The organism is Fulvimarina endophytica (assembly GCF_003403015.1).
Taxonomy (GTDB): domain Bacteria; phylum Pseudomonadota; class Alphaproteobacteria; order Rhizobiales; family Rhizobiaceae; genus Fulvimarina; species Fulvimarina endophytica.
Map to the genome: position 1 here is coordinate 501,441 of NZ_QURL01000002.1, position 23,920 is coordinate 525,360.

The 23,920-nt window shown below is 67.1% G+C and carries 21 protein-coding genes; 18 read left to right on the forward strand and 3 right to left on the reverse strand.

Annotated elements, in window-relative coordinates; all coding sequences use genetic code 11:
• The first annotated feature begins 8 nt into the window (after nucleotides 1–8).
• From DYI37_RS05815 to DYI37_RS05840, 6 genes are all read left to right on the forward strand, one after another.
• Entirely contained in the window at nucleotides 9–989 is a 981-nt protein-coding gene (locus DYI37_RS05815) for a bifunctional riboflavin kinase/FAD synthetase (RefSeq protein WP_116682242.1), read from the forward strand.
• Nucleotides 986–1,705: an SDR family NAD(P)-dependent oxidoreductase gene (locus DYI37_RS20255; RefSeq protein ID WP_116682243.1), complete on the forward strand. Its 720-nt coding sequence runs from the start codon at nucleotides 986–988 to the stop codon at nucleotides 1,703–1,705. Before DYI37_RS05815 ends, DYI37_RS20255 begins: the two co-directional genes overlap by 4 nt.
• Nucleotides 1,702–2,436, forward strand: a complete 735-nt coding sequence (locus tag DYI37_RS05825) for an SDR family NAD(P)-dependent oxidoreductase (RefSeq protein WP_245413783.1) — start codon at nucleotides 1,702–1,704, stop codon at nucleotides 2,434–2,436. Before DYI37_RS20255 ends, DYI37_RS05825 begins: the two co-directional genes overlap by 4 nt.
• Nucleotides 2,437–2,722: 286 nt before the next feature.
• On the forward strand, nucleotides 2,723–5,749 hold the full coding sequence (ileS, locus tag DYI37_RS05830) for an isoleucine--tRNA ligase (protein WP_116682244.1): 3,027 nt from the start codon (nucleotides 2,723–2,725) through the stop codon (nucleotides 5,747–5,749).
• A gap of 202 nt (nucleotides 5,750–5,951) precedes the next feature.
• Nucleotides 5,952–6,638, forward strand: a complete 687-nt coding sequence (locus tag DYI37_RS05835) for a hypothetical protein (RefSeq protein WP_245413784.1) — start codon at nucleotides 5,952–5,954, stop codon at nucleotides 6,636–6,638.
• A gap of 191 nt (nucleotides 6,639–6,829) precedes the next feature.
• Nucleotides 6,830–7,465 carry a MarC family protein gene (locus tag DYI37_RS05840; protein WP_116682245.1) on the forward strand — a complete coding sequence of 212 codons (636 nt, stop codon included), beginning with the start codon at nucleotides 6,830–6,832 and terminating at the stop codon, nucleotides 7,463–7,465.
• Nucleotides 7,466–7,506: 41 nt separating this feature from the next.
• Here DYI37_RS05840 and DYI37_RS05845 read toward each other — a convergent pair whose 3' ends face one another.
• A complete protein-coding gene (locus DYI37_RS05845) occupies nucleotides 7,507–7,962 on the reverse strand; it encodes a nucleoside deaminase (RefSeq protein ID WP_245413785.1) in 456 nt (151 codons plus the stop codon).
• A 161-nt stretch (nucleotides 7,963–8,123) separates the two neighbouring features.
• On the opposite strand from DYI37_RS05845, the gene DYI37_RS05850 reads away from it, so the two are divergent.
• The 5 genes from DYI37_RS05850 (at nucleotide 8,124) to DYI37_RS05870 (ending at nucleotide 14,598) form a co-directional block, all read left to right on the forward strand.
• Nucleotides 8,124–10,103 carry a pseudouridine synthase gene (locus DYI37_RS05850; RefSeq protein ID WP_116682246.1) on the forward strand — a complete coding sequence of 660 codons (1,980 nt, stop codon included), beginning with the start codon at nucleotides 8,124–8,126 and terminating at the stop codon, nucleotides 10,101–10,103.
• Between the two features lie 3 nt (nucleotides 10,104–10,106).
• Nucleotides 10,107–10,664, forward strand: coding sequence for a 16S rRNA (guanine(966)-N(2))-methyltransferase RsmD (gene rsmD, locus DYI37_RS05855; RefSeq protein ID WP_116682247.1), 558 nt, complete (start codon nucleotides 10,107–10,109; stop codon nucleotides 10,662–10,664).
• 109 nt (nucleotides 10,665–10,773) lie between these two features.
• A complete protein-coding gene (locus DYI37_RS05860; protein ID WP_245413786.1) occupies nucleotides 10,774–12,300 on the forward strand; it encodes a M16 family metallopeptidase in 1,527 nt (508 codons plus the stop codon).
• 56 nt (nucleotides 12,301–12,356) lie between these two features.
• A complete protein-coding gene (locus tag DYI37_RS05865) occupies nucleotides 12,357–13,676 on the forward strand; it encodes a M16 family metallopeptidase (RefSeq protein ID WP_116682429.1) in 1,320 nt (439 codons plus the stop codon).
• Between the two features lie 7 nt (nucleotides 13,677–13,683).
• Nucleotides 13,684–14,598, forward strand: coding sequence for a patatin-like phospholipase family protein (locus DYI37_RS05870; RefSeq protein ID WP_116682249.1), 915 nt, complete (start codon nucleotides 13,684–13,686; stop codon nucleotides 14,596–14,598).
• 28 nt (nucleotides 14,599–14,626) lie between these two features.
• On the opposite strand, the gene DYI37_RS05875 is transcribed toward DYI37_RS05870, so the two are convergent.
• Entirely contained in the window at nucleotides 14,627–15,679 is a 1,053-nt protein-coding gene (locus tag DYI37_RS05875) for a DNA topoisomerase IB (RefSeq protein ID WP_116682250.1), read from the reverse strand.
• A gap of 217 nt (nucleotides 15,680–15,896) precedes the next feature.
• Between DYI37_RS05875 and DYI37_RS05880 the strand changes: the two genes are divergently transcribed.
• The gene (locus DYI37_RS05880) at nucleotides 15,897–16,118 is read left to right on the forward strand and encodes a hypervirulence associated TUDOR domain-containing protein (protein ID WP_116682251.1); all 222 of its coding nucleotides are present in this window, start codon (nucleotides 15,897–15,899) and stop codon (nucleotides 16,116–16,118) included.
• 56 nt (nucleotides 16,119–16,174) lie between these two features.
• Here DYI37_RS05880 and DYI37_RS05885 read toward each other — a convergent pair whose 3' ends face one another.
• Nucleotides 16,175–18,073 (reverse strand): monovalent cation:proton antiporter-2 (CPA2) family protein, encoded by a 1,899-nt coding sequence (locus DYI37_RS05885; protein WP_116682252.1) that lies wholly within the window; start codon nucleotides 18,071–18,073, stop codon nucleotides 16,175–16,177.
• Between the two features lie 178 nt (nucleotides 18,074–18,251).
• On the opposite strand from DYI37_RS05885, the gene DYI37_RS05890 reads away from it, so the two are divergent.
• The 6 genes from DYI37_RS05890 to lpxK all read left to right on the forward strand — a co-directional run bounded on the left by DYI37_RS05890 (nucleotide 18,252) and on the right by lpxK (nucleotide 23,913).
• Nucleotides 18,252–19,589, forward strand: coding sequence for a TldD/PmbA family protein (locus tag DYI37_RS05890; protein ID WP_116682253.1), 1,338 nt, complete (start codon nucleotides 18,252–18,254; stop codon nucleotides 19,587–19,589).
• Between the two features lie 7 nt (nucleotides 19,590–19,596).
• Nucleotides 19,597–20,412, forward strand: a complete 816-nt coding sequence (locus DYI37_RS05895; RefSeq protein WP_116682430.1) for a 3'(2'),5'-bisphosphate nucleotidase CysQ — start codon at nucleotides 19,597–19,599, stop codon at nucleotides 20,410–20,412.
• 86 nt (nucleotides 20,413–20,498) lie between these two features.
• A complete protein-coding gene (locus DYI37_RS05900) occupies nucleotides 20,499–20,732 on the forward strand; it encodes a DUF4170 domain-containing protein (protein WP_116682254.1) in 234 nt (77 codons plus the stop codon).
• 24 nt (nucleotides 20,733–20,756) lie between these two features.
• Nucleotides 20,757–21,545: a lysophospholipid acyltransferase family protein gene (locus DYI37_RS05905; RefSeq protein ID WP_116682255.1), complete on the forward strand. Its 789-nt coding sequence runs from the start codon at nucleotides 20,757–20,759 to the stop codon at nucleotides 21,543–21,545.
• Nucleotides 21,542–22,876 carry a 3-deoxy-D-manno-octulosonic acid transferase gene (locus DYI37_RS05910; RefSeq protein WP_116682256.1) on the forward strand — a complete coding sequence of 445 codons (1,335 nt, stop codon included), beginning with the start codon at nucleotides 21,542–21,544 and terminating at the stop codon, nucleotides 22,874–22,876. The genes DYI37_RS05905 and DYI37_RS05910 overlap by 4 nt, the downstream gene beginning before the upstream one ends.
• On the forward strand, nucleotides 22,873–23,913 hold the full coding sequence (gene lpxK / locus DYI37_RS05915; RefSeq protein WP_245413788.1) for a tetraacyldisaccharide 4'-kinase: 1,041 nt from the start codon (nucleotides 22,873–22,875) through the stop codon (nucleotides 23,911–23,913). Before DYI37_RS05910 ends, lpxK begins: the two co-directional genes overlap by 4 nt.
• The last annotated feature ends 7 nt before the right edge of the window (nucleotides 23,914–23,920 follow it).

Below are 23,920 nucleotides of genomic sequence, written 5' to 3' on the forward strand. Positions count from 1 at the left end.
CGGGGACCATGATACCGAAGGCGATCCGCAGGATCGGGGCCGTCGAGGAGTGTCCGGGCGACCTCAAGGGCGGCGTCGTCGCGATCGGCAATTTCGACGGGGTCCATCGGGGCCATCAGGCGGTCCTTGAAAAGGCTGCGGAGATCGCGAAGGCCGAGGGCCTGCCGCTTCTCTGCCTGACCTTCGAGCCGCATCCGCGCACCGTCTTTTCCTCCGGCTCGCCCTTGCCGCGCATTACGCCTGCCCCGATGAAGGCGCAGCTTCTCTCGCTTCTCGGCTTCGATGCCGTGATCGAGCAGACCTTCGACCACGCCTTCGCCGCCATCGCGCCGGGCGCCTTCGAGGCCGACATTCTGAGGGATGCGCTCGGCGCCTCCCATGTGGTGGCCGGGTTCGACTTCCATTACGGCGCCAGACGCTCCGGCACCCCGACCAGCCTCGGAGAAGCGGGGATGCGCCTCGGTTTCGGCGCGACGCTCGTGCCGGCCTTTTCCGACGAGGGCGGCGAGGCCGTCTCGTCGAGCCGGATCCGGAGGGCCTTGATCGAAGGCGACGTGGAGGCTGCTGCAGGCCTTCTCGGCTATCGCTTCACGATCGAGGGAGAGATCGTCCACGGCAAGAAGCTCGGGCGCACGCTCGGCTATCCGACCGCCAATCTGGTGCTCGAGGACGATCTCCTGGCCCACGGCATCTATGCGGTGCGGCTCAGGCGCGCCGACGGAACGCTCCTCGACGGCGTCGCGAGTTATGGCCGCCGCCCGACCTTCGACGACGGCGCGGCTCTCTTCGAGACCTTCGTCTTCGATTTCTCCGGCGATCTCTACGGCGAGACGATCCGCGTCTCCGTCGTCTCGCGCCTGCGCGGCGAGGAGAAGTTCGACAGCGCCGAAAGCCTCGTTCGCCAGATGGACCGGGACGCGGAGGAGGCGCGTGCCGTTCTCGGCCGGATCGCGCCGATCTCCCCCCTCGACCGGGTCGTCGCCTTTTGAGAAATGAGACATCCGAGCGTCCGGTCGCGCTCGTCACCGGGGCGAGCGCCGGCCTCGGCCTTGCGCTCGCGCGGCGGTGGAGCGGGCGATACCAGCTGGTCCTCACCGGCCGGCGGGATGCGCTCGAAGACCGCCTGGCCGATGATGCGATCTATGTGCCCGCCGACCTGACACGCCCGCAGACGGCGGTGGCGACGCTCCTTCAGGCCCTCGGCGAGGCCGGGATCGACCGCCTCCACCGCGTCGTGCTCAATGCCGGAACCGGCCGCCATGGCGATCCCTTCGCCGAGGATGCAGGCGATATCCGCCGCACGCTCGCCGTCAATCTCGCAGCGCCCGTCTCTCTCGCCCATGCGCTCTTCTCCCGGCTCGATGCGTGCGGCGGAAGGCTCGTTCTCATCGGGTCCGTCGCCCATGGGGGCTCGGCCTTGCTCGCCTCCTATGCGGCGAGCAAGGCCGGCCTCGACGCCTTCGGCCGCGCCCTTCGCGAGGAATGGCGCGGGCGCGTCCCGGTCTCGATGATCCATCCCGGGCCGATCGCGACCGAGATGCACGCGAAGGCGGGGTTCGATCCGAAGGGCATGCGCCGCTTCTTCGCCTCGCCGGAGCGCATGGCCGCCATGGTGGAGGCCGCGATCGAGACCGGGCGGGATCGCGCGATCCTCGGTCTCGGCGGGACCCTCGCGCACAGGCTTCGCCATGGAGGGCGGTTTTGAAGAGGGCTTTCGTCACGGGCGCTGCGGCCGGGCTCGGTCTTTCGATTGGCGACCGGCTGAAGGCGGAAGGCTGGGAGGTGATCGGCCTCGACCGCGACGCCGGCGATCATGTGCGCATCCGGGCCGATCTGTCGTCGCCTGATGGAACCGACCGCGCCCTCAAAGAGGCGGCGGCGAGCGGCCCCTATGATCTCGTGGTCCTCAATGCCGGTATTTCGGCGACGGGCAGGTTCGAGGAGATCGACGCCGAGGCCCATCGCCGCGTCCTCGCGGTCAATGCCGAGGCCGCGATGGTGCTCGCGAACGGTCTCGTCCGGGCCTCAAGCGTTCTGAAAGGCGGGAGCATCGTCTTCGTCTCCTCGCTCTCCCATTTCGTCGGCTATCCGGGCGCTGCGAGCTATGCCGCCTCCAAATCGGCGATCGCCATCTATGCACAGAGCCTGCGCAAGCCTTTGAAGCGCCGGGGTATCGCCGTGACGCTCGTCTGTCCCGGCCCGCTGCGGACCGGGCAGGCCGCGCGGCATGCACCGGAAGGCGCGAAGGCCGAGGCGCGCATGGCGCCGGAGATCGCCGCGGCCGCGATCCTTTCGGCGGTGAGCGGGAAGCGTTTCCTCGTGACGCCCGGACTTGCGGCGCGCGGCTCGATGCTGTTCGGGCGGCTCGCGCCGGGTCTTGCGAGCCGCGCCATGCGACGCCTCATCTATGACAGGTTGGATCGTCCGGTCTGGTAGGGCGCCCGGTCTGGTGGGGGCGAACGCGCGGCCGTTCTTCCCATTCCGGTTCCGCCTTGCTAAAGCGTCTTTCCATGTTTCAGGCGCGCATCATTCTTCACCGCATACGAATTAGCGGCCCGGCCCTCTGAACGCCGGTCTTCCGAGGAAGACGCGACGAGGGACCGGGACCTGACCCGCGCGCCATGCCTCCGGCCCATCCCGGACGCATGCCCGAAACGACCCTGTGCCATGCCATCCCCCCGTGAACCGATGCGTGGCCGCTAATCTGGACGAAACGAGACCGATGAGCGAGACGAAGACGCCGGGCGCCGAGACACCGGATGCCGTCGACTATTCCCAGACCCTGTTCCTGCCGCAGACGGACTTTCCGATGCGCGCCGGGCTTCCCAAGGCCGAACCCGAATGGATCGCCAAATGGGACGGAATGGGCCTTTACTCGGAACTGCGCAAGGCGGGCGAGGGGCGGCCGAAATACGTGCTCCACGACGGTCCGCCCTACGCCAACGGAAATCTCCATATCGGCCACGCGCTGAACAAGGTGCTGAAGGACGTCGTGACGCGCTCCTTCCAGATGCGCGGCTACGATTCCAACTACGTGCCGGGCTGGGATTGTCACGGCCTGCCGATCGAATGGAAGATCGAGGAGCAGTACCGCGCCAAGGGCCTCAACAAGGACGAGGTGCCGGTCAACGAATTCCGGCAGGAATGCCGCGATTTCGCGCGTCACTGGGTCGGCGTCCAGACCGAGGAGTTCCGCCGGCTCGGCGTCGAGGGCGACTTCAAGACCCCGTATCTCACCATGGACTTCGATGCCGAGGCGGGCATCGCGGGCGAACTGTTGAAATTCGCCATGTCCGGCCAGCTCTATCGCGGCTCCAAGCCCGTGATGTGGTCGGTGGTGGAAAAGACCGCGCTCGCCGAGGCCGAGGTCGAATATCACGACCATGAGTCCGATACGATCTGGGCGGCGTTTCCGATCGTCGGAAAAGGATCGACAGGCAGTTGGGGAAGTGTCGGCGAAAATCGTAGCCAAAGCGACGCGCTTCTTGGCGCCTCCGTCGTCATCTGGACGACTACCCCTTGGACCATCCCCGGTAATCGGGCAATCGCGTTCTCGCCGCGCATCGATTACGGGCTCTACGAAGTGACTGCGGCGGAAAACGATTTTGGGCCGCAACCCGGCGCGAAATATGTTCTAGCTAATGCGTTAGCCGAGGAAACTTTCGCTAAAGCCAAGCTACGCTTCGAGAAAAGGCGGGATGTGCAATTCAGCGAGTTGGATGGCATGTCATGCCAACACCCGCTCAAGGGCCTTGCTGGCGGCTACGAGTTCCTCGTCCCGCTCATCGCCGGCGACCATGTGACCGACGATGCGGGTACGGGCTTCGTCCACACCGCGCCGAGCCACGGCCGTGAAGACTTCGACGCCTGGATGGACATGCGCCGCGATCTTGAACAGCGCGGCATCGATACGACCATCCCCTTCACCGTCGATGACGACGGCTTCTACACCAAGGATGCGCCGGGCTTCGGGCCGGACGCCGAGGGAGGCGCTGCCCGCGTCATCGACGACAAGGGCAAGAAGGGCGATGCCAACGGCCGTGTCATCAAGGAACTGATCGCCCGCGACAATCTCGTCGCGCGCGGCCGGCTGAAGCATTCCTATCCCCATTCCTGGCGCTCCAAGAAGCCGATCATCTACCGCAACACGCCCCAGTGGTTCGTCCACATGGACAAGGATCTGGGCGGTTACGGCCTCGATGGGGCGGGTTCTGCGGACAGCGGCCGCGAGGACACCCTGCGCGAACGGGCCTTGAAGGCGATCGAAGACACGCGCTTCGTTCCCGTTTCGGGCCAGAACCGCCTTCGCGGCATGATCGCCGATCGGCCGGACTGGGTCCTGTCCCGCCAGCGTGCCTGGGGCGTGCCGATCTGCATCTTCACGGACGAGGACGGCGCCATCCTCAAGGACGAGGCGGTCAACGCCCGCATCCTGGAGGCCTTCCGGGCCGAAGGCGCCGATGCCTGGTTCGCCGATGGCGCGCGCGAGCGCTTTCTCGGGTCGCGCGCGAACGAGGACTGGCGCATGGTGCGCGACATCCTCGACGTCTGGTTCGATTCCGGCTCCACCCACGCCTTCTGCCTGGAGAAGCGGCCCGACCTCAAATGGCCGGCCGACCTCTACCTCGAGGGCTCCGACCAGCATCGCGGCTGGTTCCACTCCTCGCTGCTGGAGGGCTGCGGCACGCGCGGGCGCGCACCCTACGACGCGGTTCTGACCCATGGCTTCGTGATGGACGAGGAGGGGCGCAAGATGTCGAAGTCCCTCGGCAACATCGTCACGCCCCAGGAGGTCATCAAGCAGTCGGGTGCCGACATCCTGCGCCTCTGGATCGTCTCTTCGGATTATTCGGAGGATCTTCGCCTCGGCAAGGTGATCCTGCAGACCAATGTGGACAGCTATCGCAAGCTGAGAAACACCGTCCGCTGGATGCTCGGCACTCTCGCCCATGATCGCGGCGAGACGGTCGCCGTGGGTGAGATGCCGGAACTCGAGCGGCTGATGCTGCACCGGCTCGCCGAACTCGACGAGATCGTGCGCAAGGGCTACGACGCCTTCGACTTCAAGCGCATTTCCCGCGCTCTCCTCGATTTCGTCGTGGTGGAACTCTCCGCCTTCTATTTCGACATCCGCAAGGACTCGCTCTATTGCGATCCGCCCTCGGCCGTGCGGCGCCGCGCGGCACTTCAGGTGGTGCGCGAGATCTTCGACCGGCTGGTCACCTGGTTCGCGCCGATGCTGCCCTTCACCATGGAAGAGGCCTGGCTCAGCCGCTATCCGGATGCCCGCTCGGTCCATCTCGAACAGTTCCGTCCGGCCGAGAGCGGATGGCGCGACGATGCGCTCGCCTCGCGCTGGAAGGAGATCCGCAAGGTTCGCCGCGTGGTGATGGGCGCGCTGGAGGAGAAGCGCCGGGCCAAGGTGATCGGATCCTCGCTCGAGGCCTGGCCGACGGTTCATATCGCCGACGAAGGCCTTCGCGCGCTGGCGCAGTCGGTGGATTTCGCGGAGATCGCGATCACCTCGGGCCTCAGGATCGAGGCGGGCGAGGGTCCGTCGGACGCGTTCCGGCTTGCGGACGTCGACGGCGTCGCGGTCGTCTTCGAGGAGGCGAAGGGGAGGAAATGCGCAAGATCCTGGAAGATCACCGGGGATGTGGGCGCAGATCCCGACTATCCGGACGTCTCCCTGCGCGATGCGGAAGCCCTGCGCGAACTGAAGGCGGAAGGACGCCTGACGACCGCCTGAGCGCGCTCGCGGCCTTGTAAAAGTGCAGGCGCGGGGCATGGCGTTCTTGCCATATCCTGCGCCTGCGCTTTAATGCGACCCGCGCTCGAGGGGTGGAAGGCCAAATATCGCCCGATTCCCGTGCGAGCGGCAGAGCGGACGACGTCCTGCGGCGGGGGAGCCGCATGACGCCCAAACCGATTTTCAGGGCCGAGGGGGCTCGATGACCATGACTTCGAAGACGACAGGTCAGCTTCTGTTCAAGAGCGCCGGCCGCCTTGCACTGGTTTCGGGCGCGGCGGTGCTGTCCGGCTGTCTCGGCCCGACCTACGGCACCGGCACGAGCCAGGGTCAGATGCTGTTCGACGACCTCAACAATATGGTGACCCTCGGCACCGTCGGCGATTCCGAGCCCATCGCCTATACCGACAGGCCGGAACTCAAGCGTCCCGAGAACACCTCGGTCCTGCCGCCGCCGCAGCAGGCGGCCGCGCGGCCGGAAACGCGCGCCGAGGCGCGCCGGCGCCTGCAGTCCGCCGCCTATCAGGGCGACGGTGCGGTGCCCGCCGGCCAGATGACGGGCCAGAACCCCTATGCGTCCGAGGAGTATCTCGAAGCCACGCGCGGCGACGGATACGACTTCGAACGCATCCGCAACCGGGACGAGGCGGGTGTCCTCAGCCCGGCGGAGATGCGCTCGCGCTCCGCTCTCGTCAGGCAGCGCATTGCCGAAACCAACGGCACCAACCAGAATACCCGCCGCTATCTGTCCGAGCCGCCGCTCGATTATCGACGGCCCTCGGCGGCAGCCCCCGTGGGCGATCCCGGCCTCGACGAGGCGACGAAGCAGCGTCGTCTGGAAGGCTCGAACACGATCATGTCGAAGATCGGCAACCTGCTTCCCTTCTAGAGCCTCGGACCGGCGACGGGCATTCGCCCGTTCCATCGGCGCTCTTTTCCGAGAAGGACGGTCGAGGAATCGGCCGCGATCTTGGCGCGGCCCTTCCCACCTTTCGGGCGGTTCGGTAAGCACCTGGTTCGCTTTCGACGCGCTAGAGGCCGCGAAGGTCGGTGGCGTTTTGCGGCAACGAGGGACCGGGGATGAGCGAAGTGGAGTGGATGAAGGCGCTCGGCGCCTTCTTTGCGATCATGAACCCGTTCGTGACGCTTCCGATCTTTCTCGCGCTGACCAGCGGCTCCTCGGTGGCCGAGCAGCGGGCCGTGGCGGTGAAGGTCGCGATCTATTCCACCGCGATGTGCGGCGTCATCCTCGTCGCCGGCAGCGGCATCATCCACTTCTTCGGGATCACGATCGACCAGTTCCGCGTGGCGGGCGGCGCCGTTCTGGCCAAGATCGCCTGGTCGATGCTGAACGGAAAGACGGCGGCAGCCCATCACGGCAGCGAGCAGGAGCAGGCCGTCATGGTGGATCTGCGCAGCCTCGCCTTCTATCCCATCACCTTCCCGATGATCGTCGGTCCGGGAACGATCGCCACCATCATTCTCTACGCGAGCCGCAGCACCGGCGCCGAACAGCTCGGCGCCATCGCGGCCATCGTCGGCGCGATGCTGGTCCTCATCTTCGTCGTGCTCTTCTTCTCGGCGCAGATCGGGCGTATCATGAGCGAGACGATGCGCGTCATCACGACCCGGCTCATGGGAATGATCCTCCTCGCCATCGCGGTGGAGATGATCGTCGCCGGACTTCTGGTGCTGCTTCCGGGCCTTGCCTCCTGATAGGGCGCAGGCAGCGCGTAGGGGGACGGGCCGGGCGACCATCAGGCCTCGCGATCCCGCAAGCCCTCGAAGAAGCGCCGCAAAAGTTCGGCGCTTTCGGCTTCGGCCAGATGCGGATAGACGTCGGGCGCGTGGTGGCATGTGGGCTGGTGGAAGAAGCGCGCGCCGTTCTCCACCGCGCCGCCTTTTTCGTCGCGTGCACCGAAATAGAGGCGCCTGATGCGCGCAAAGGAGATCGCGCCCGCGCACATGGCGCAGGGCTCCAGCGTCACGTAGAGATCGCATCCCGGCAGGCGTTCGGCACCGAGGCGGTTTGCGGCACGGCGGATCGCGAGGATTTCCGCATGGGCCGTCGGATCGCATCCCGCCCGCGTCTCGTTGCCGGCCTTGGCGAGGATCTCCCCGTCCCGAACCACGACGGCGCCGACCGGCACCTCGCCGCGATCGAAGGCCGCCCGGGCTTCGAAGAGGGCCGCGTCCATGAAGCGGCTGTTCATCGACGGGACCTCCTTCTCTCGCCAATCGCCTCGCGACCTGATAGAGCCCGCCGACCGGTCGCGCCAGCGCGCGAGGGCAGCATTTTGTATGGGACGTCGGCAATCGACCTCCTAATTAGAAGCGAGCGCCGAACGACGGAACGCTCGCGGGACAAGACGACATGAGTGACGACGACAAGAGCAAGCGCAGCGGCGGGCGAGGCCCCGGTGGGTTCAAGCGCGGCGGTTCCGGCGAGGGCGGACAGAAGCCCTTCACGCCCAAGAGCCGGGGCATGAAATCCCACGGTGGCGCGCGGGACGGCGAGGCGCCGCGCAAGCCGAAGAGCTTCGGAACGCGCTCCGCCGAGCGCATGTCGGATGGCGAGCGGCCGGCCCGGCCGAAGGCGTCCGCAGACCGCCCGCGCGGCGAGAACCGCGAATGGGACGGGCGCGGTGAGCGCAAGACCGGCTTCAAGCCCGGCGGGCGCAGGCCGGATGCAGGCGGGGACGGCGAGCGCCGGGGCCCGCGCGGCGGTTTCACGCGAAACGATCGCGAGCGCACCGACGGCGAGCGGCCTGAGCGTTCCGAGCGCCCGGAGCGCGGCGCGCGCCCGCCGCGAGCAGCGTTCGGCGAGAAGCGTTCCCAAGGTGCCGGCCGCAGGGACGATCGCCGCGAGGCCCGTTCGGCATCGGGCGGCACGGAGCGTCGCTCGCGCCATCCGGTCGAGGATGCGTCCTCTGTCTCGGCTCAGGCGAGCGACATGCGCATCGCCCGCCGTCTCGCGCGCGCCGGCATCGCCTCGCGGCGTGACGCGGAGGGCATGATCGCCGACGGCCGGGTGAAGGTGAACGGCAAGGTGATCGATTCCCCCGCCCTCGACGTTCATCCGACCGACCGGATCGAAGTCGACAACGCGCCCCTGCCGCAGGCCGAGCGCACCCGTCTCTGGCTGTTCCACAAGCCGGCCGGCACGGTGACGACGAACAAGGACCCGGAAGGCCGGCGCACGATCTTCGACCGCCTGCCGGACGACATGCCGCGCGTACTCAGCATTGGCCGCCTCGACATCAACACCGAAGGCCTGCTGCTTTTGACCAATGACGGCGGGCTGAGCCGGGTTCTGGAACTGCCCTCCACCGGCTGGCTGCGGCGCTACCGGGTGCGCGCCCACGGCGCGGTGACACAGGCCAGGCTCGACGAGTTGCGCAACGGCATCTCGGTCGACGGCGTGTTCTACGGCGCCATGGAAGCGACGCTCGACCGCGAGCAGGGCTCGAATGTCTGGATCACGCTCGGCCTTCGCGAGGGCAAGAACCGGGAGGTGAAGAACGTCCTCGGCGCCCTCGGCCTCGACGTGAACCGCCTGATCCGCCTGTCCTTCGGACCCTTCCAGCTCGGTGACCTCGAAGAGGGCGCCGTTCGCGAGGTGAAGGGGCGCACCCTTCGCGACCAGCTGGGCGACCGGCTGATCGAGGAGGCCGGCGCCGATTTCGACGGACCGATCTCCCAGCCCTTCTCCAACAAGCCGGTGGAAGGGCGCAAGGAGCGCGAAGCCGCGCCGAAGACAGACTGGGTCTCGGCGGGTGGTCCGGTCAACCGAAAGAAATTCGGCGAGAAGAAGCGCGAGGACGCCCTCGGCCGTCTCGACACCAAGCCCAAGGGCCGGTTCGGCGACCGGGACAAGGCAGGCCGCGACAGGGACGGCGGCGAGCGTGGCAGAGGTGACCGCGAGAGGGGTGGGCGCTCGTTCGGCGCGGACAAGCGCGGCTCCGGCGGCGATCGTCCGGGCAAGTTCGGCAAGACCGACGATTTCGCCGACAAGAAGCCGATGGGCGAAGGGCGCCGTCGCTCCAATGTCTGGATGGCGCCGGACTCCAAGCCGTGGCGCGACAAGCCGGAAGGCGAGCGGACGGGCGAGGCGAGGGGCTCGCGCGATCTCGCGAATCCCGCCCGCCGCGTCTCCCGCCCGCCCAAGGTGGCCGGGTCGAAATTCGCAGGCAAGGGCGGCAAGCCGGCCTCCGGCGGCAAGCCCCCGCGCTCGTCTGGTCCGGCTTCCGGTTCGGGTTCCGGCGGCAGGCCCCAGCGTACGGGCGGTCCGCGCCGTGAGGGCGCCGCGCCGCGCCCGCGCGATCGCAAGCCTTCGGACCGCGACGAAAGCTGACCGATGCGGATCGTCGGTGGAGAGTTCCGTGGCCGCAAGCTGGAGACGCCCGCAACGGACGAGATCCGGCCGACGACCGACAGGGCGCGAGAGACCCTGTTCAACATCCTCGCTCACCGCGAGGAGGTGGACCTCGACGGCGCACGCGTTCTCGATCTCTTTGCCGGAACCGGGGCACTCGGCTGCGAGGCCCTGTCGCGCGGTGCCCGGTTCTGCGTCTTCATCGAGGAGGGCGTCGAGGCACGCGGCCTCATTCGCCGCAATGTGGAGACGTTCGGCCTTCAGGGCCGCACGAAGATTTACCGGCGGGACGCGACAAGGCTCGGGGGCGTCGGGACCTTCGAGCCGTTCGATCTGCTCTTTGCCGATCCCCCCTATGGCAAGGGGCTCGGCGAGCGCGCCCTCGAAGCCGCCAGCTCCGGCGGCTGGCTGAAGCCGGGCGCTCTCTGCGTGGTCGAGGAAGCGGCCGCGAGCCCGTTCGCCCCTCCCGAGGGTTTCGAACTCGTCGACGAGCGGACGATCGCGGAATCGCGCCTGCGGCTTCTTCGCGCCCCGATCTGAGGCTTGGTCGGCAGAAGCGAAACGTCTAACGAAACCGTAACTGGCGTAAGACCGGTGGGCCCGCCATATCTGCCGGACGATTTCCATAATGCTTCCGAAGGACCGCCCGTTGATCGCAGCGACCCTACGCAGAACCCTCGTTCCGGCCCTCCTGTTCTCGGTGGCGTTCGCGCCCCAGACATTCGCGCAGGACGGACAGACGAAGCCGCAGGAAAAGACCGCCGAGAGCGCCGGCGCCGACGTCCAAGATGTGGCGGTGCCGGAGGAAGAGGTCACCAGCTTCACCCTCGACAACGGGCTTCAGGTGGTCGTCCTCCCCGACAACAGGGCACCGGTCGTCACCCAGATGATCTATTACAAGGTCGGAGCCGCCGACGAGGGGCCGCTTGAAACGGGTGTCGCCCACTTCCTCGAACATCTCATGTTCAAGGGCACGTCGAACCATCCGGAAGGGGAGTTCTCCAAGAAGGTCGCGGAGCATGGCGGTCAGGAGAACGCCTTCACCTCGGACGACTATACCGGCTACTATCAGCAGGTCGCCTCCGATCAGCTCGAGATGATCATGGGCTACGAGGCCGATCGGATGAGCAATCTCGTCCTCACCGACGAGGTGGTGCTGCCGGAGCGCGACGTGATCATGGAGGAACGTCGCTCGCGCGTCGGCAACGAGCCGCAGGCGCAGCTCTCCGAAATCGTCCAGGCGACGCTCTTCACCAATTCGCGCTACGGAACGCCCGTCATCGGCTATGAGCAGGACATCGCGGACCTGACGCGCGAGGACGCGATCGCCTTCTACGACAGGTATTACACCCCCTCGAACGCGATCCTCCTCATCGCCGGCGACGTGACCGTCGACGAGGTTCGCGACCTTGCCGAGAAGACTTACGGCAAGGTCGAGCAGCGCGCCGATGTGGGCGAGCGCATCCGCCCGCAGGAGCCCGAGCCGCGCGCCGAGCGCACCGTGACCCTGCGCGATGCGCGGGTGACCCAGCCCTCCTTCAGCACCTCCTATCTCGTACCGTCCTCCACCACCGCGAGCGGCAACGAGGCGGCGGCACTGGACGTCCTCTCCGACGTCCTGGGCGGTGGATCGACGAGCCGTCTCTATCGCGGCCTCGTCATCGACAAGGCCATCGCGGCCGGCGCGGGAAGCGACTACCAGTCCTCGGCGCTGGAGAACGGCGTCTTCGCGCTCTACGGTACGCCGCGCGGCGGCGCGAGCCTCGACGAGGTCGAGGCGGCGACGAAGGCCGCCATCGACGATCTGATCGAGAACGGCATCAGCGAGGAGGAACTGGAGCGCGCCAAGAACCGGGTGCGCAAGGGCGTGATCTATCTGCGCGACAGCCAGACCGCGATGGCGCGCCAATATGCGACGGCGCTCGCCACCGGGCGCACGATCGAGGACGTGGACCAGTGGCCCGAGCGCATCGAGGCCGTCACCGTCGAGGACGTGAACGCCGTCGCCCGCAAATATCTGAAGCCCGAACGTTCGGTGACGGGCTATCTCCTGCCTGAAACCCCGGACGGCTCGCAGCCGGCGACGCCGAGGACCGCGACCGGCCAGATCGACGCTCCGCTGCCGGCAGGTTCCGCCCCGGCCGCCTCCGGCATGGTGGAGGACAATCCGTCGTGATCCCGCTCGTCGCGCGTCCGTCCACCCTCCTGCCCAAACTGTCCGAGTTGTCGACCATGCCCTTCTCCAAGACCCGGCGCACCCTCGGTGCGATCGCCTTCACGGCCCTGATCTCGTTTCCCTTCGCCGCCGATGCGGTGGAGATCCAGAAGGTGACGAGCGAAGGCGGGATCGAGGCGCTCCTCGTCGAGGATCACAAAAATCCCCTGATCGCGATGGATTTCGCGTTCAAGGGGGCGGGCTCCGCCCAGGACCCCGAGGGCAAGGCAGGCCTCGCCAATCTCCTGTCCGGTCTTCTCGACGAGGGCGCCGGCGATATCGAAAGCACCGAGTTTCAGGAGAAGCTCGACGATCTCGGCGTCTCCCTGAGCTTCGATGCGAGCCGGGACGATTTCACCGGGTCGATCAACGCGATCACCGAATTCTCCGACGAGGCCTTCGATCTCGCGGCCCTCGCCCTCACCGATCCGCGTTTCGACGAGGAGCCCGTCGCGCGCATCAAGGGGCAGATCAAGACCGGCATCACGGCGAGCGAAAACGATCCTGGCCAGCTTCTCAGCGATGCCTTCGGCAAGACGGTGTTTCCCGGCCATCCCTATTCGCGCCGCACCGAGGGAACGCTCGAGAGCCTCGACGAGATCGGTGCGAGCGACCTGGACACCTTCCGCGCGCAGAAGTTCGCCAGGGACAATCTGGTGGTCGGCGTCGTGGGCGACATCACGCCCGAGCGGCTGAAGACCGTCCTCGATCGCGTCTTCGGCGATCTTCCGCAGACGGCGGTTCTTGCCGAAGTGCCGGATGTCGAGCCGAAGTTCGGCGACCGCGTCGAGATCGATCTCGCCGTTCCGCAGACCCTGATCCAGTTCACGCTGCCCGGGATGAAGCGCGACGATCCGCAATTCTTCGCGGCCTATCTGATGAACCACATCCTCGGCGGGGGGACCTTCACCTCCAGGCTCTACGAGGAGATCCGCGAGAAGCGCGGCCTTGCCTACGGAGCGGGCTCCTGGCTTGCGAGCTACGACCACGCCGCGCTCCTCGGCGCCTCGACGGCGACGCGCGCGGATGCGGCCGAGGAGAGCATCGGGATCATCCGGGAGGAGCTGAATCGGATGGCCGAGGACGGCCCGAGCGAAGCGGAACTCGCCGAGGCCAAAACCTATGTGAAGGGCTCCTACGCCGTGCGCAATCTCGATTCCTCCAGCGCGATCGCCCAGACCCTCGTCGGCATCCAGCTCGACGATCTGGGCATGGACTATATCGATACGCGCAAGGACGAGATCGACGCCGTCACGCTGGATCAGGTGAAGGAAGCCGCCCGATCGCTTCTGTCGGTCGAGCCGACGGTCATCACCGTCGGTCCCGCCGGAGCATGACGAGGCCATGACCGATATCGGTCTTGCCCTCGGCGGCGGCGGCGCCCGAGGCATCGCGCATATCCATGTGCTCGCCGCGTTCGACGAACTGGGCCTGAAACCCGTCCGCATCGTCGGCTCGTCCATCGGAGCGATCGTCGGGGCCGGCTACTGCGCCGGCATCTCCGCGCGCGAGATCGGCGATTTCATGGTGAAGAGTTTCGCGCATCGGCGCGATCTCGCCGTCAAGCTCTGGCAGACGCGCCCGCCGAGTTTCCGCCAGTTCCTGGACGACGGAGGCTTCCGGATCGGGCAATTGAACGTGGAGCGGATCGTCGCGAGCTTCCTGCCCGACGCCGTGCCGAAGACCTTCGACTCCCTGACGATCCCCCTCGGCGTCATGGCGACGGACTATTATCGCCGTCTCGAATGCGAGCTCGACAGCGGCGAGATCGTCTCGGCCCTCGGGGCCTCGGCGGCGCTTCCGGCGATCTTCCGTCCGGTGCGGCGCGAAGGGCGCGTTCTCGTCGACGGCGGCATCTACAACCCGCTCCCCTACGACCGCCTGAAGGGCATCTGCGATCTCGTCGTCGCGGTGGACGTGAACGGCGGGCCGGAGGGGGACCCGGCCGTCGTGCCGGCGACCGTCGAGGCGATGATCGGGTCGTCCCAGCTGATGATGCAGTCGGTGATCGACCTGAAGGTGCGCACCGATCCGCCCGACATCCTCGTGCGTCCGCGCGTCTCGCCCTACAAGGTTCTCGATTTCCTGAGGGCGGCTGAGATCCTCCGCGCGACCGAGCCGGTCAAGGACAATGTCAAGCGCGCGCTCGAAAACGCGATCGAGGCGCGGCGGCTCGGCGTTACGACCCGCGCCTTCGTGGAGGTCATCGGCACCTCGCCCGATGCGGCCGCGCACGAGAGTTCGGCCGTTCTGCGCTGACGCCGACGGTTTTCGGCGAATGGCCGAGTCAGTCCTCCGAGGCGCCGGTCGTCGTCTCCTCCAGAAACCGCATCAGTCCTGTCTCCTGGCGGTCGAGGCCTGCGCGCGTGCGCCCCTTCAGGAGATCGCAGGAGAGTTCGCCCTGTTCATAGGCCTCGATGATGCGGGGATGCACATAGGAGGAGCGTGCGACGGCCGGCGTGTTGCGAAGCCGCTCGGAAACCGCGCGCATCGCGGCCGCGACGGCCCTCTTGCGCTTGTTCTCGCTGTCGGCCTCGACCGCCTTCTCGTCGGTGCACAGGAACCGCAGGGCTTCGGCCGAACCATGGAAGGTGCGGAAATCCTTGGCCGAGATGCGCTTGCCCGATGCCTCGCGCATATAGGTGTTGAGGACGCCGGCGGTCATGGTGCGGGTCTTGGTCTTCTTGCCGGAGAACTTGAACAGGCGCGAGCCGGTGCCCGTGCGGATCCGCTCGAGATTGGCGACAAGTTTCCTGTCCGCGATCTCGATCTCGTGCTTCTTCTTCGACTTGCCGGTAAATTTCAGGACCGCCACGCTGCCGTCCTGGATCCGCAGGTTCTTGCGGCGCAGGGACGCAACGCCCCGTCCGCCGTCGGTCGCGTATTTCTCGTGGCCAGGCCGCATCGCCGTCAGGTCGATGAGGCGCGTGGCCGTCGCGGCCGTCAGGCGTCGGTCGCGCTTGCGCCGCTTCATGTCCCGGTCCACCGCCTGGCGCAGTTTCGGCAGGGCCCGGCCGAACCGCATCAGCCGTTCGGATTTCACGGCATTGCGCACGTCCACCCAGCGGTCGTGATAGCGGTATTGCAGCCGTCCCTTCTCGTCCCGGCCGATCGCCTGGATATGGCCGTTGCCGTCGATGCAGATGCGCACGTTCTGCCAAGCCGGCGGCAGAACGAGTTCGTCGATCCGCTTCTTTAACGCCTTGTCGCGCACGGTCTCCCCGGAAAGGAAGCAGATGCGGAACCCGTCGTCGAGCTTTTGACGCTCGATCTCGAAGGTCTCGGGATCGACGATGGAGAGACCGACGATCTCTGCGTGATGGGCAAGGCGCGGATTCATGGGGGGCGAGCCGGACTGTCCTGTTGAAGAGCGAACCGACAATCTGAACCTCTGCGATCCGGCGGAGGTTCCGGCAGGGTGTCCGATTGCCACGGCTCTGAAGCCTCATGGGATAGCGAGGGCCTGCGCGGTCCGGTCGCGGCTGGGCTCTCGTCTTGCCGGAACCAGTCGCCACGCCGCCGGCTTAATCACCCGACGACAATCGGAGACCAATCGCATGGTGGCATATCGAAAGGGCGAATACGTCGCCTGGAACTGGGGCAACGGAACGGCCAAGGGCAAGGTGAAGGACCACTGGGCCGAGGAAGTGACGAAGACGATCGACGGCAGCGAGATCACCCGCAAGGGCGAGGAGGGCAACGAAGCCTTTCTCATCGAGCAGGACGATGGCTCTCAGGTCATGAAGCTCGCCTCCGAGCTCCACAAGCCTGAGGACTGATCGCATGACCGCCGGGCCCGCTCGATCCTCGAAGGGAGAGCGGGCCCGGTTCCGTATCAGCGCTGCGCGGTCTTCCGGAAGCTCATCCGCCGTCCCCTGAAGGGCCTTCCGCGCCGCCGCCGGCGTGGTGCGTCCTCGTCGATTATCCCGCCCTTGTCGTCGTTCTCGTCCGCGCCGTCGTCGACGGCCTGGAGGGCCGCATGGGGCTCGACGAGGGGTTCGGGCTTCACCGCGCGCGTGGTGATCATGTCGGCGCCCGCATGGGTTCCCTCGGCTTCCTGGAGCTTCAGGCGCTTCAGGTCGCGCTGGCGAACGTCGTCGACGATGCGGTTCGACAACTCGTCCTCGACGCCGAGGGAGCGAAGGGTCGCATTGCCGAAGGAGAGGGCTGATTCCACCGTCTCCCGGATCTCGTAGTCGACGCCGCGCGCGCGCAGCGAGAGCGCATGGCCGCGATCATAGGCGCGGACATAAAGCTTGACGTTCGGAAACTCCTCCCGGATCAGGTCGACGACCCGGTCCGTCGTCTCCCGCTTGTTGGTGCAGACCGCGACGAGCTTGGCGCGGCGGATGCCCGAGGCTTCCAGAACATCCTTGCGCATGCCCGAGCCGAAGAAGATGCGGAAACCGAACTGGTTGGCGCTGCGGATCCGTTCGGCGGACGAATCGAGGATCGTCACGTCGCGCCCGCTCGACAGAAGCACCTGGGCGACGATCTGCCCGAAGCGGGAAAAGCCGATGAGCAGCACGTCCGATCCCGCATCGGCGAAATCCTCGTCCATCTCTTCCTCATCCTCCTCCTCGTCCCGATCGACCAGACGGCTCGCAATGGCCGTGGAAAGCGGCGTCAGCATCATCGAAAGGGTCGTGATCGCGATGAGGAGCGAAGCGGTCTCGCTCGAGAAGATCGCCGATGCGCTGGCGGCCGAGAAGATGACGAAGCCGAATTCGCCGGCTTGGGACAGGAGGCCGGCTACCCGGACCGAACCGTCGTGGCGGTTTCCGAGAAGTCGGGAGAGGCTGTAGAGGAGCCCGGCCTTCGTGATCATCAGAAGCGGCGCTGCGACGAGGAGGATCGGCCAGCCGCTCGCCAGCACCGAGAGGTCGATGGACAGGCCGACGCCGATGAAGAAGAGGCCGAGCAGCAGGCCGCGAAACGGCTCGATATTGGCCTCCAGCTCGTGCCGATAGCTCGATTCGGCGAGGAGGACGCCGGCGATGAACGCGCCCATCGCCATGGAGAAGCCGGCCGCCGCCATCAGCATGGCCGAGCCGAGGACGACGAAGAGCGCGGCGCCCAGCATCACTTCGCGCGCGCCGGCCGAGGCCATGATGCGGAACAGGGGATTGAGAAGATAACGACCGCCGACGACGAGGGCGAGAACGGCACCGATCGAGACCGCGACCTCGCTGAGGGTGATTTCGGTGTCGGAGGAATAGGGCGCGAGAAAGGGCAGGGCGGCGAGGATCGGAACGACCGCCAGATCCTGGAAGAGAAGGACGGAGAAGGCGGCCTGTCCGTGCCGCGTGTTGGTTTCGCCCCGTTCCTCCAGAAGCTGCAGGCCGAAGGCGGTGGACGAGAGGGCAAGGCCGAGGCCGATCACGGCGGCGGCGGGAACGGAGAAACCGAAGGCCCAGACGAGCGCCCCGATCGGCAGGGCCGTCACCACCACCTGGGCGGCGCCGAGGCCGAAGATCTGGGTGCGCAGAGCCCAGAGCCGCGAGAGCTTCAGCTCGAGGCCGATGATGAACAGGAGGAAGACGACGCCGAGTTCGCCGATATGGAGGACCGCCTCGCCGTCGTGGATGAGCCCGAGCAGCGGACCCATGGCGATGCCGGCGAAGAGATATCCGAGCACGGTTCCAAGGCCGAGGCGCTTGAACAGCGTGCCCGCCAGAATGCCGCCCCCGAGCAGGAGAATGATCTCGAGGAAGAGAGTATTTGCGTGTTCCACGATCCGTCCGCCGGTGAGGGTGCCGTATTGCCAGTCTAGCTGACCGCTTGGCCGGCCGTGAAGCCTTGATGGGGGAACGGTCCGGCAATAGATGCGAGACCTACGCGTTTCATCGCCGTCGGGCTATGCCTGCCGTCGGCGACACGTCACAAACGGCCAGAGCACGGATCTCCATCCCATGGATCAGAACACCACGCGGCTCCTGAGTGTCGCAGACAGCCTGCTCGAACGGGTTCTGAAGGCGGGCGCGAGCGCGGCGGACGTGGCGGTCGCGACATCGACCAGCACCGGCGTCGAGGTTCGGCTCGGCAAGGTGGAGGAGACCGAGAGTTCGGAGACCGAAGGCATTTCGCTGCGCGTCTTCGTCGGACAGCGCGTCGCCTCGGTTTCCGGCGATACGCGATCGGACCTCCAGATGCTGGCCGAGCGGGCCGTGGCGATGGCCAAGGTCTCGCCGCCGGACGAGTTCGCGGGTCTCGCCGATCCCGAGCGTCACGCGACGGACATTCCCGATCTCGACCTGTTCGACCCGACCGACGTTACGCCCGACGAGATGCGCGACAGCGCCCTCGCCATGGAAGACGCCGCCCGCGCGGTTGCGGGCGTCACCAATTCCGGCGGCGCGAGTGCGAGCCGGGGGACGTCGAGCCTCGTTCTTGCGACGTCGAACGGGTTTCGCGGCCATCGCATGCGCTCCGGCTTCTCGCGCTCGGTCTCGGTTCTCGGCGGCGAAGGCACCGGCATGCAGCGCGATTACGATTTCGATTCGCGCATGCATTACGGCGATCTGGAGGACCCCGAGACGATCGGCCGGCGGGCGGGAGAGCGCGTCGCAAGGCGCCTCGATCCCGGCGGAATGCCGACGGGGCGCGTTCCGGTGGTCTTCGATCCTCGGGTGGCGCGGGGGCTCATCGCCAGTCTCGTCTCGGCCATCAATGGCGCGGCGATCGCGCGTGGCACGAGCTTCCTGAAGACGATGATGGACTGGCAGGTGCTGCCCGAAACGATGACGCTGACGGACGAGCCGACCCTCAGGCGCCGGCCGGGCTCGCGCCCCTTCGACGGCGAGGGCGTCTCGGGTGATCCGATCACCCTCGTCGAGAACGGCATTCTCAGGAACTGGCTCCTCGATACGGCGACCGCGAAGGAACTCGGCCTCACCACCAATGGCCGCGCGGCGCGAATGGGCGCCGGTCTCTCGCCCTCCTCGACCAATGTGATCCTGACGCCGGGTTCGATGTCGCCGGCCGAACTGATCGCCGACACCGGCAAGGGGCTTTATGTCGACGAACTCATCGGCCATGGCGCCAATCTCGTTACCGGCGACTACAGCCGTGGCGCGTCCGGCTTCCTGATCGAGAACGGCGAACTCACCCGGCCGGTCTCGGAGATCACCATTGCGGGCAATCTGAAGGACATGCTTCTTTCCCTGACGGCGGCCGACGATCTCGACACGCGGTTCTCGCTGGTCGCCCCGACCTTGCGCGTCGGTTCGATGACCGTTGCGGGGCGATGAGACGCAAGTGAGCCAGACCCTTCCGTCAGAAACCGAGGAACTCGACCTTCTCGAGGACGCCGCGCGCGAAGCCGGTCGCATCGCCATGTCGTATTTCGGCAGGGATCCCGAAGTCTGGTGGAAGGCGAACGATTCGCCCGTTTCGGAAGGCGATTATGCCGTCGACAGTTACCTCAAGGAGCGTCTTCTGAAGGCGCGCGCCGATTACGGCTGGGTGTCGGAGGAAAGCGTTCTGGACGGAACGGCCTCGACCGAGCACGAGGACCGGTTCTTCATCGTCGATCCGATCGACGGGACGCGCGCCTATCTGCGCGGCGATGCCACCTGGTGCGTCTCGATCGCGCTCGTCTCGGGCGACCGGCCCCTGGCCGGGGCCGTCTTTGCCCCGGTTCCCGGCGAGATGTTCACCGTGACCCGCTCGGGAGAGGCGCGCCTCAACGGCGAGCCGTGCCGGGCGGGAGCGGCGACCGAGGGGCATCCAATGAGCGTCGCCATGCCCGACCAGTTCCGCTCCGCGCTGCGCCGGCTCGATGCCGCCGGTCAGGAGAGGGTGAGCGCGCAGATCGGCGCGCCATCGCTCGCCTATCGCCTGTGTCAGGTCGCGGCCGGCAGGCTCGACGCCACCCTCGTTCGCCCGCGTGCCCACGACTGGGACATCGCGGCCGGCGATCTCCTTCTCGAAAAATCCGATGCCGCTCTCGTCGATTGCGCCGGGGAGGCGATCCGATATACGAGATCTGCAAAGAGACACGGCCTCCTCGTCGCTGCGTCGAAGGCCTCCTTGAGCGAGGCGCGCGAACTTGCCTCGGCGCTTTCGCGATGATGCCGCAAGATCGCCCGAGACCGTAACCACCGATCCTCCGGCTCGCCGGACGGAAAGCACCGCGAACGAAGCGAAGGCCAGACCCCATGGAAGAACAGAAACCGAAACAGCTTCTCCACCTCGTATTCGGGGGCGAACTCGACGACCTGCAGGGGATCCAGTTCTCCGATCTCGACAATCTCGACATCGTGGGCATCTTCCCGAACTACGACAGCGCCCTGTCGGCGTGGCGGTCCAAGGCGCAGCAGACGGTGGACAACGCCTCCATGCGCTATTTCATCGTCCACATGCATCGCCTTCTGACCCCAGAGAAAGCCTGAGGAAACGGCGGCCGGGACGAGCGGATGAACGAGGGAGCCAAGCGGACGAACGCGCCGCATGCAGCCGAGCCGCGGGGGCGGGCCTTTGCCAAGCGCCTGCGCGCGCTGCGGCGCAAGTGGTTCCGCTCCGCCGGCCGCAGCGATGCGGCGAACTCGCTCGCAGGGTTCGCCATCTACCGGCTCCTGAGGTTCATCGAGCGCACGCAGAAGCCGGGAAACGACTTCGAAGCCGTTCGTCGTCTGATCTTCGACAATCATCCCGCGATCGTCGGCATGTGGCACGGCCAGCACCTGCTCGCGCCGATCTTCCGGCCGCGCGAACTCCCCTATGTGGCGCTGCTCTCGCGCAATGCGGATGCCGAAATCAACGCACGGGTCGTCTCGCGCTTCGGCATCGACACGGTGCGCGGCTCGGGCGGCCGGGGCGGCGGCACGAAATCGGAAAAGGGCGGGGCGCGCGCGGTGATCGCCCTTCGCAAGGCGCTCAAAGCCGGCTCCGGCGTCTGCATGATCGCCGACGTGCCGAAGGGCACGCCGCGCGAGGCGGGATACGGCATCGTCACCCTCGCGCGCATCTCCGGCCGGCCCATCCTGCCGAGCGCGGCCGTCACCAGCCGGCGCCATGTGATCCAGTCGTCCTGGGACCGCACGACCGTGCCCCTGCCGTTCGGGCGCATGGCCGTCGTGATCGGTGACCCGATCTACGTGCCGGCCGATGCGGACGAGGCGCTGATGGAGGCCAAGCGAAGCGAGGTCACCCGCGCCATCGAGGCGGCGAACGAAGAGGCGATCCGGATCGTGGAGAGAGCATGAGCGACGGCAAGGCACGCGCCCTCCTGTCCGCCTACAGGTTTCTCGGATCGGTGGTCTCGCCGGCCCTGCGCCCCTACGTCTCCTATCGCACGCGTCTGGGCAAGGAGGACGGTGCGCGCAAGCGCGAGCGGTTCGGACATGCCTCGGCCAAGCGCCCAGAGGGCGTGCCGCTCGTCTGGATCCATGCCGCGAGCGTCGGCGAGACGCTGGCGGTCGCGCCGATGGCCCGTCTCATCGCCGAAGAGGGACCGCAGGTGCTGATGACCACCGGCACGCGGACATCGGCCGAGATCGTCGAGACCCGGTTCTCGGACTGGCTGATCCATCAATATGTCCCGCTCGACGTGAAGTCGGCGGTCGGGCGCTTCCTCGATCACTGGCAGCCGGATCTCGCGATCTTCGCCGAAAGCGAGTTGTGGCCGAACACGCTCAATGAATTGTCGGCCCGCCGCGTGCCCCAGGTGCTCGTCAATGCCCGCCTGTCCGATCGCTCCTTCGAGCGCTGGAAGAAGGCCCATTGGTTCGCCGAGGCGCTGATCGAGAATTTCGCGCTCATCGTCGCCCAGTCCGAGGTCGATGCGGAGCGCTATCGGCGCCTCGGGGCCGGCTCGGTGACGGTCGTCGGCAATCTGAAGGCCGATAGCGAGGCGCCGGGCTGCGATCCCGCCATCCTCGCCGAGATCGCCCCGGTCATCGACCGGCGCCCGGTCTGGGCGGCGCTCTCGACCCATCCGGGCGAGGAACTGATCGCGGCGACCTGCCATATCGGGCTGAAGCGGCGCCACCGGGGGCTTCTCACCGTCATCGTTCCGCGCCATGCCGATCGGGGTGACGCGATCGCCGAGGAACTGCGTTCGGTCGGCTTGAAGGTCGCCCAGCGCTCCAAGGGCGAGATGCCGGGCGAGGGCATCGATATCTATCTCGGCGACACCATGGGCGAGATGGGCCTCTATCTCGAACTCTCGAAGATCGCCTTCATCGGCAAGTCGCTGACAGGCGAGGGCGGCCAGAACCCGCTCGAGCCGGCGATGCTCGGACGTGCGATCCTGTCGGGACGCTATGTGCAGAATTTCCGGGAGGTCTACCAGACACTCGCCGAGGGCGGGGCCTGCGTCATTCTCAAGGACGAGACCGGCCTGACCCGTGAGGTGGATGCGCTTCTATCCTCGCCGGACCGGCGCGCGGACATGGGGGAGGCGGCGCGCGCCTGCGTCTCGACCATGCGCGGCGCCAAGGAGCGCACGATGAAGGCGCTTTCGCCCTTCATCAATCCGCTCAAGGTGGCGATCAGCCTGGACCGCCGCTCCGATGTCGGACGCCCGCGCCCATGACGGGGCTGCGCCTGAAGGCTCCAAACTTCTGGTGGACGGCGCCTTCGACGCCCTCCGCACTGCTAGCGCCGGCAGCCCTCGTCTATGGCGCGGTCGCCGCCCGGAACCTCGATCGCGGCAGGCGGGCCGATCTCGGCGTTCCGGTCCTCTGCATCGGCAATCTGACGGTCGGCGGCGCCGGCAAGACGCCGACGGCGATGGCGCTCGGAAAGGCCGCGATCGCGCTCGGGCGCAAGCCGGGCTTCGTCTCGCGCGGTTACCGGCGGCGCGGCCGCTCGCCGCTTCTCGTCGACCCTCAGGCGCAGGATGCGGCCGCGACCGGCGACGAACCGCAGCTTCTTGCCGGGATTGCCCCGACGGCTGTCGGCGCGAACCGCAAGAAAGCCGCCGAACGGCTGATATCGGAATGCGGATGCGATCTCGTCATCATGGACGACGGCTTCCAGAGTGCGCAGCTGGCGATGGATTACGCGCTCATCGCCGTCGATGCCCGGCGCGGGCTCGGAAACTGGCGCGTCTTTCCCGCAGGTCCCCTGCGCGCGCCTTTGAAGACCCAGCTCGTCCACGCCTCGGCGATCCTCCTCATCGGCAAGGGCGAGGCGGGATCGGCGGTCGCGAGCGAATCGGCGCGTTCCAACCACACGACCTACAGGGCGCATCTCGCCCCGATCGATGCCGACCGGTTCGACGGCATGCGTGTCCTCGCTTTCGCCGGCATCGCCGACCCGCAGAAATTCGTCGAAACCCTGAAGGCCTGCGGCGCGAAGGTGGAGCGCAGCCTCGGCTTTCCCGATCACCATCCCTACGACGCGAACGATATCGCGCGTCTGTCGCAGGAGGCGTGGGGACACGGATTGCAGCTGGTGACGACGGCCAAGGACGCGGTTCGCCTGCGCAGCGGTCCCGAGGCCTCGCGCATGTTCCTGAAGGAATGCGAGGTCCTCGACGTGGCGCTCGCCTTCGAGGCCGAAGACACGGCGAAATCGATCATCCGCCAGACGCTCGCGAACTTCCACCGGCGGCGTTACGGCGTCTGAGGCAAAC

Coding starts and splice junctions, on each gene's coding strand:
- DYI37_RS05815 (WP_116682242.1), top strand. CDS start 9: ATGATACCGAAGGCGATCCGCAGGATCGGGGCCGTCGAGGAGTGTCCG.
- ileS (WP_116682244.1), top strand. CDS start 2,723: ATGAGCGAGACGAAGACGCCGGGCGCCGAGACACCGGATGCCGTCGAC.
- DYI37_RS05835 (WP_245413784.1), top strand. CDS start 5,952: ATGACCATGACTTCGAAGACGACAGGTCAGCTTCTGTTCAAGAGCGCC.
- DYI37_RS05840 (WP_116682245.1), top strand. CDS start 6,830: ATGAGCGAAGTGGAGTGGATGAAGGCGCTCGGCGCCTTCTTTGCGATC.
- DYI37_RS05845 (WP_245413785.1), bottom strand. CDS start 7,962: ATGAACAGCCGCTTCATGGACGCGGCCCTCTTCGAAGCCCGGGCGGCC.
- DYI37_RS05850 (WP_116682246.1), top strand. CDS start 8,124: ATGAGTGACGACGACAAGAGCAAGCGCAGCGGCGGGCGAGGCCCCGGT.
- rsmD (WP_116682247.1), top strand. CDS start 10,107: ATGCGGATCGTCGGTGGAGAGTTCCGTGGCCGCAAGCTGGAGACGCCC.
- DYI37_RS05865 (WP_116682429.1), top strand. CDS start 12,357: ATGCCCTTCTCCAAGACCCGGCGCACCCTCGGTGCGATCGCCTTCACG.
- DYI37_RS05870 (WP_116682249.1), top strand. CDS start 13,684: ATGACCGATATCGGTCTTGCCCTCGGCGGCGGCGGCGCCCGAGGCATC.
- DYI37_RS05875 (WP_116682250.1), bottom strand. CDS start 15,679: ATGAATCCGCGCCTTGCCCATCACGCAGAGATCGTCGGTCTCTCCATC.
- DYI37_RS05880 (WP_116682251.1), top strand. CDS start 15,897: ATGGTGGCATATCGAAAGGGCGAATACGTCGCCTGGAACTGGGGCAAC.
- DYI37_RS05890 (WP_116682253.1), top strand. CDS start 18,252: ATGGATCAGAACACCACGCGGCTCCTGAGTGTCGCAGACAGCCTGCTC.
- DYI37_RS05900 (WP_116682254.1), top strand. CDS start 20,499: ATGGAAGAACAGAAACCGAAACAGCTTCTCCACCTCGTATTCGGGGGC.
- DYI37_RS05905 (WP_116682255.1), top strand. CDS start 20,757: ATGAACGAGGGAGCCAAGCGGACGAACGCGCCGCATGCAGCCGAGCCG.
- DYI37_RS05910 (WP_116682256.1), top strand. CDS start 21,542: ATGAGCGACGGCAAGGCACGCGCCCTCCTGTCCGCCTACAGGTTTCTC.
- lpxK (WP_245413788.1), top strand. CDS start 22,873: ATGACGGGGCTGCGCCTGAAGGCTCCAAACTTCTGGTGGACGGCGCCT.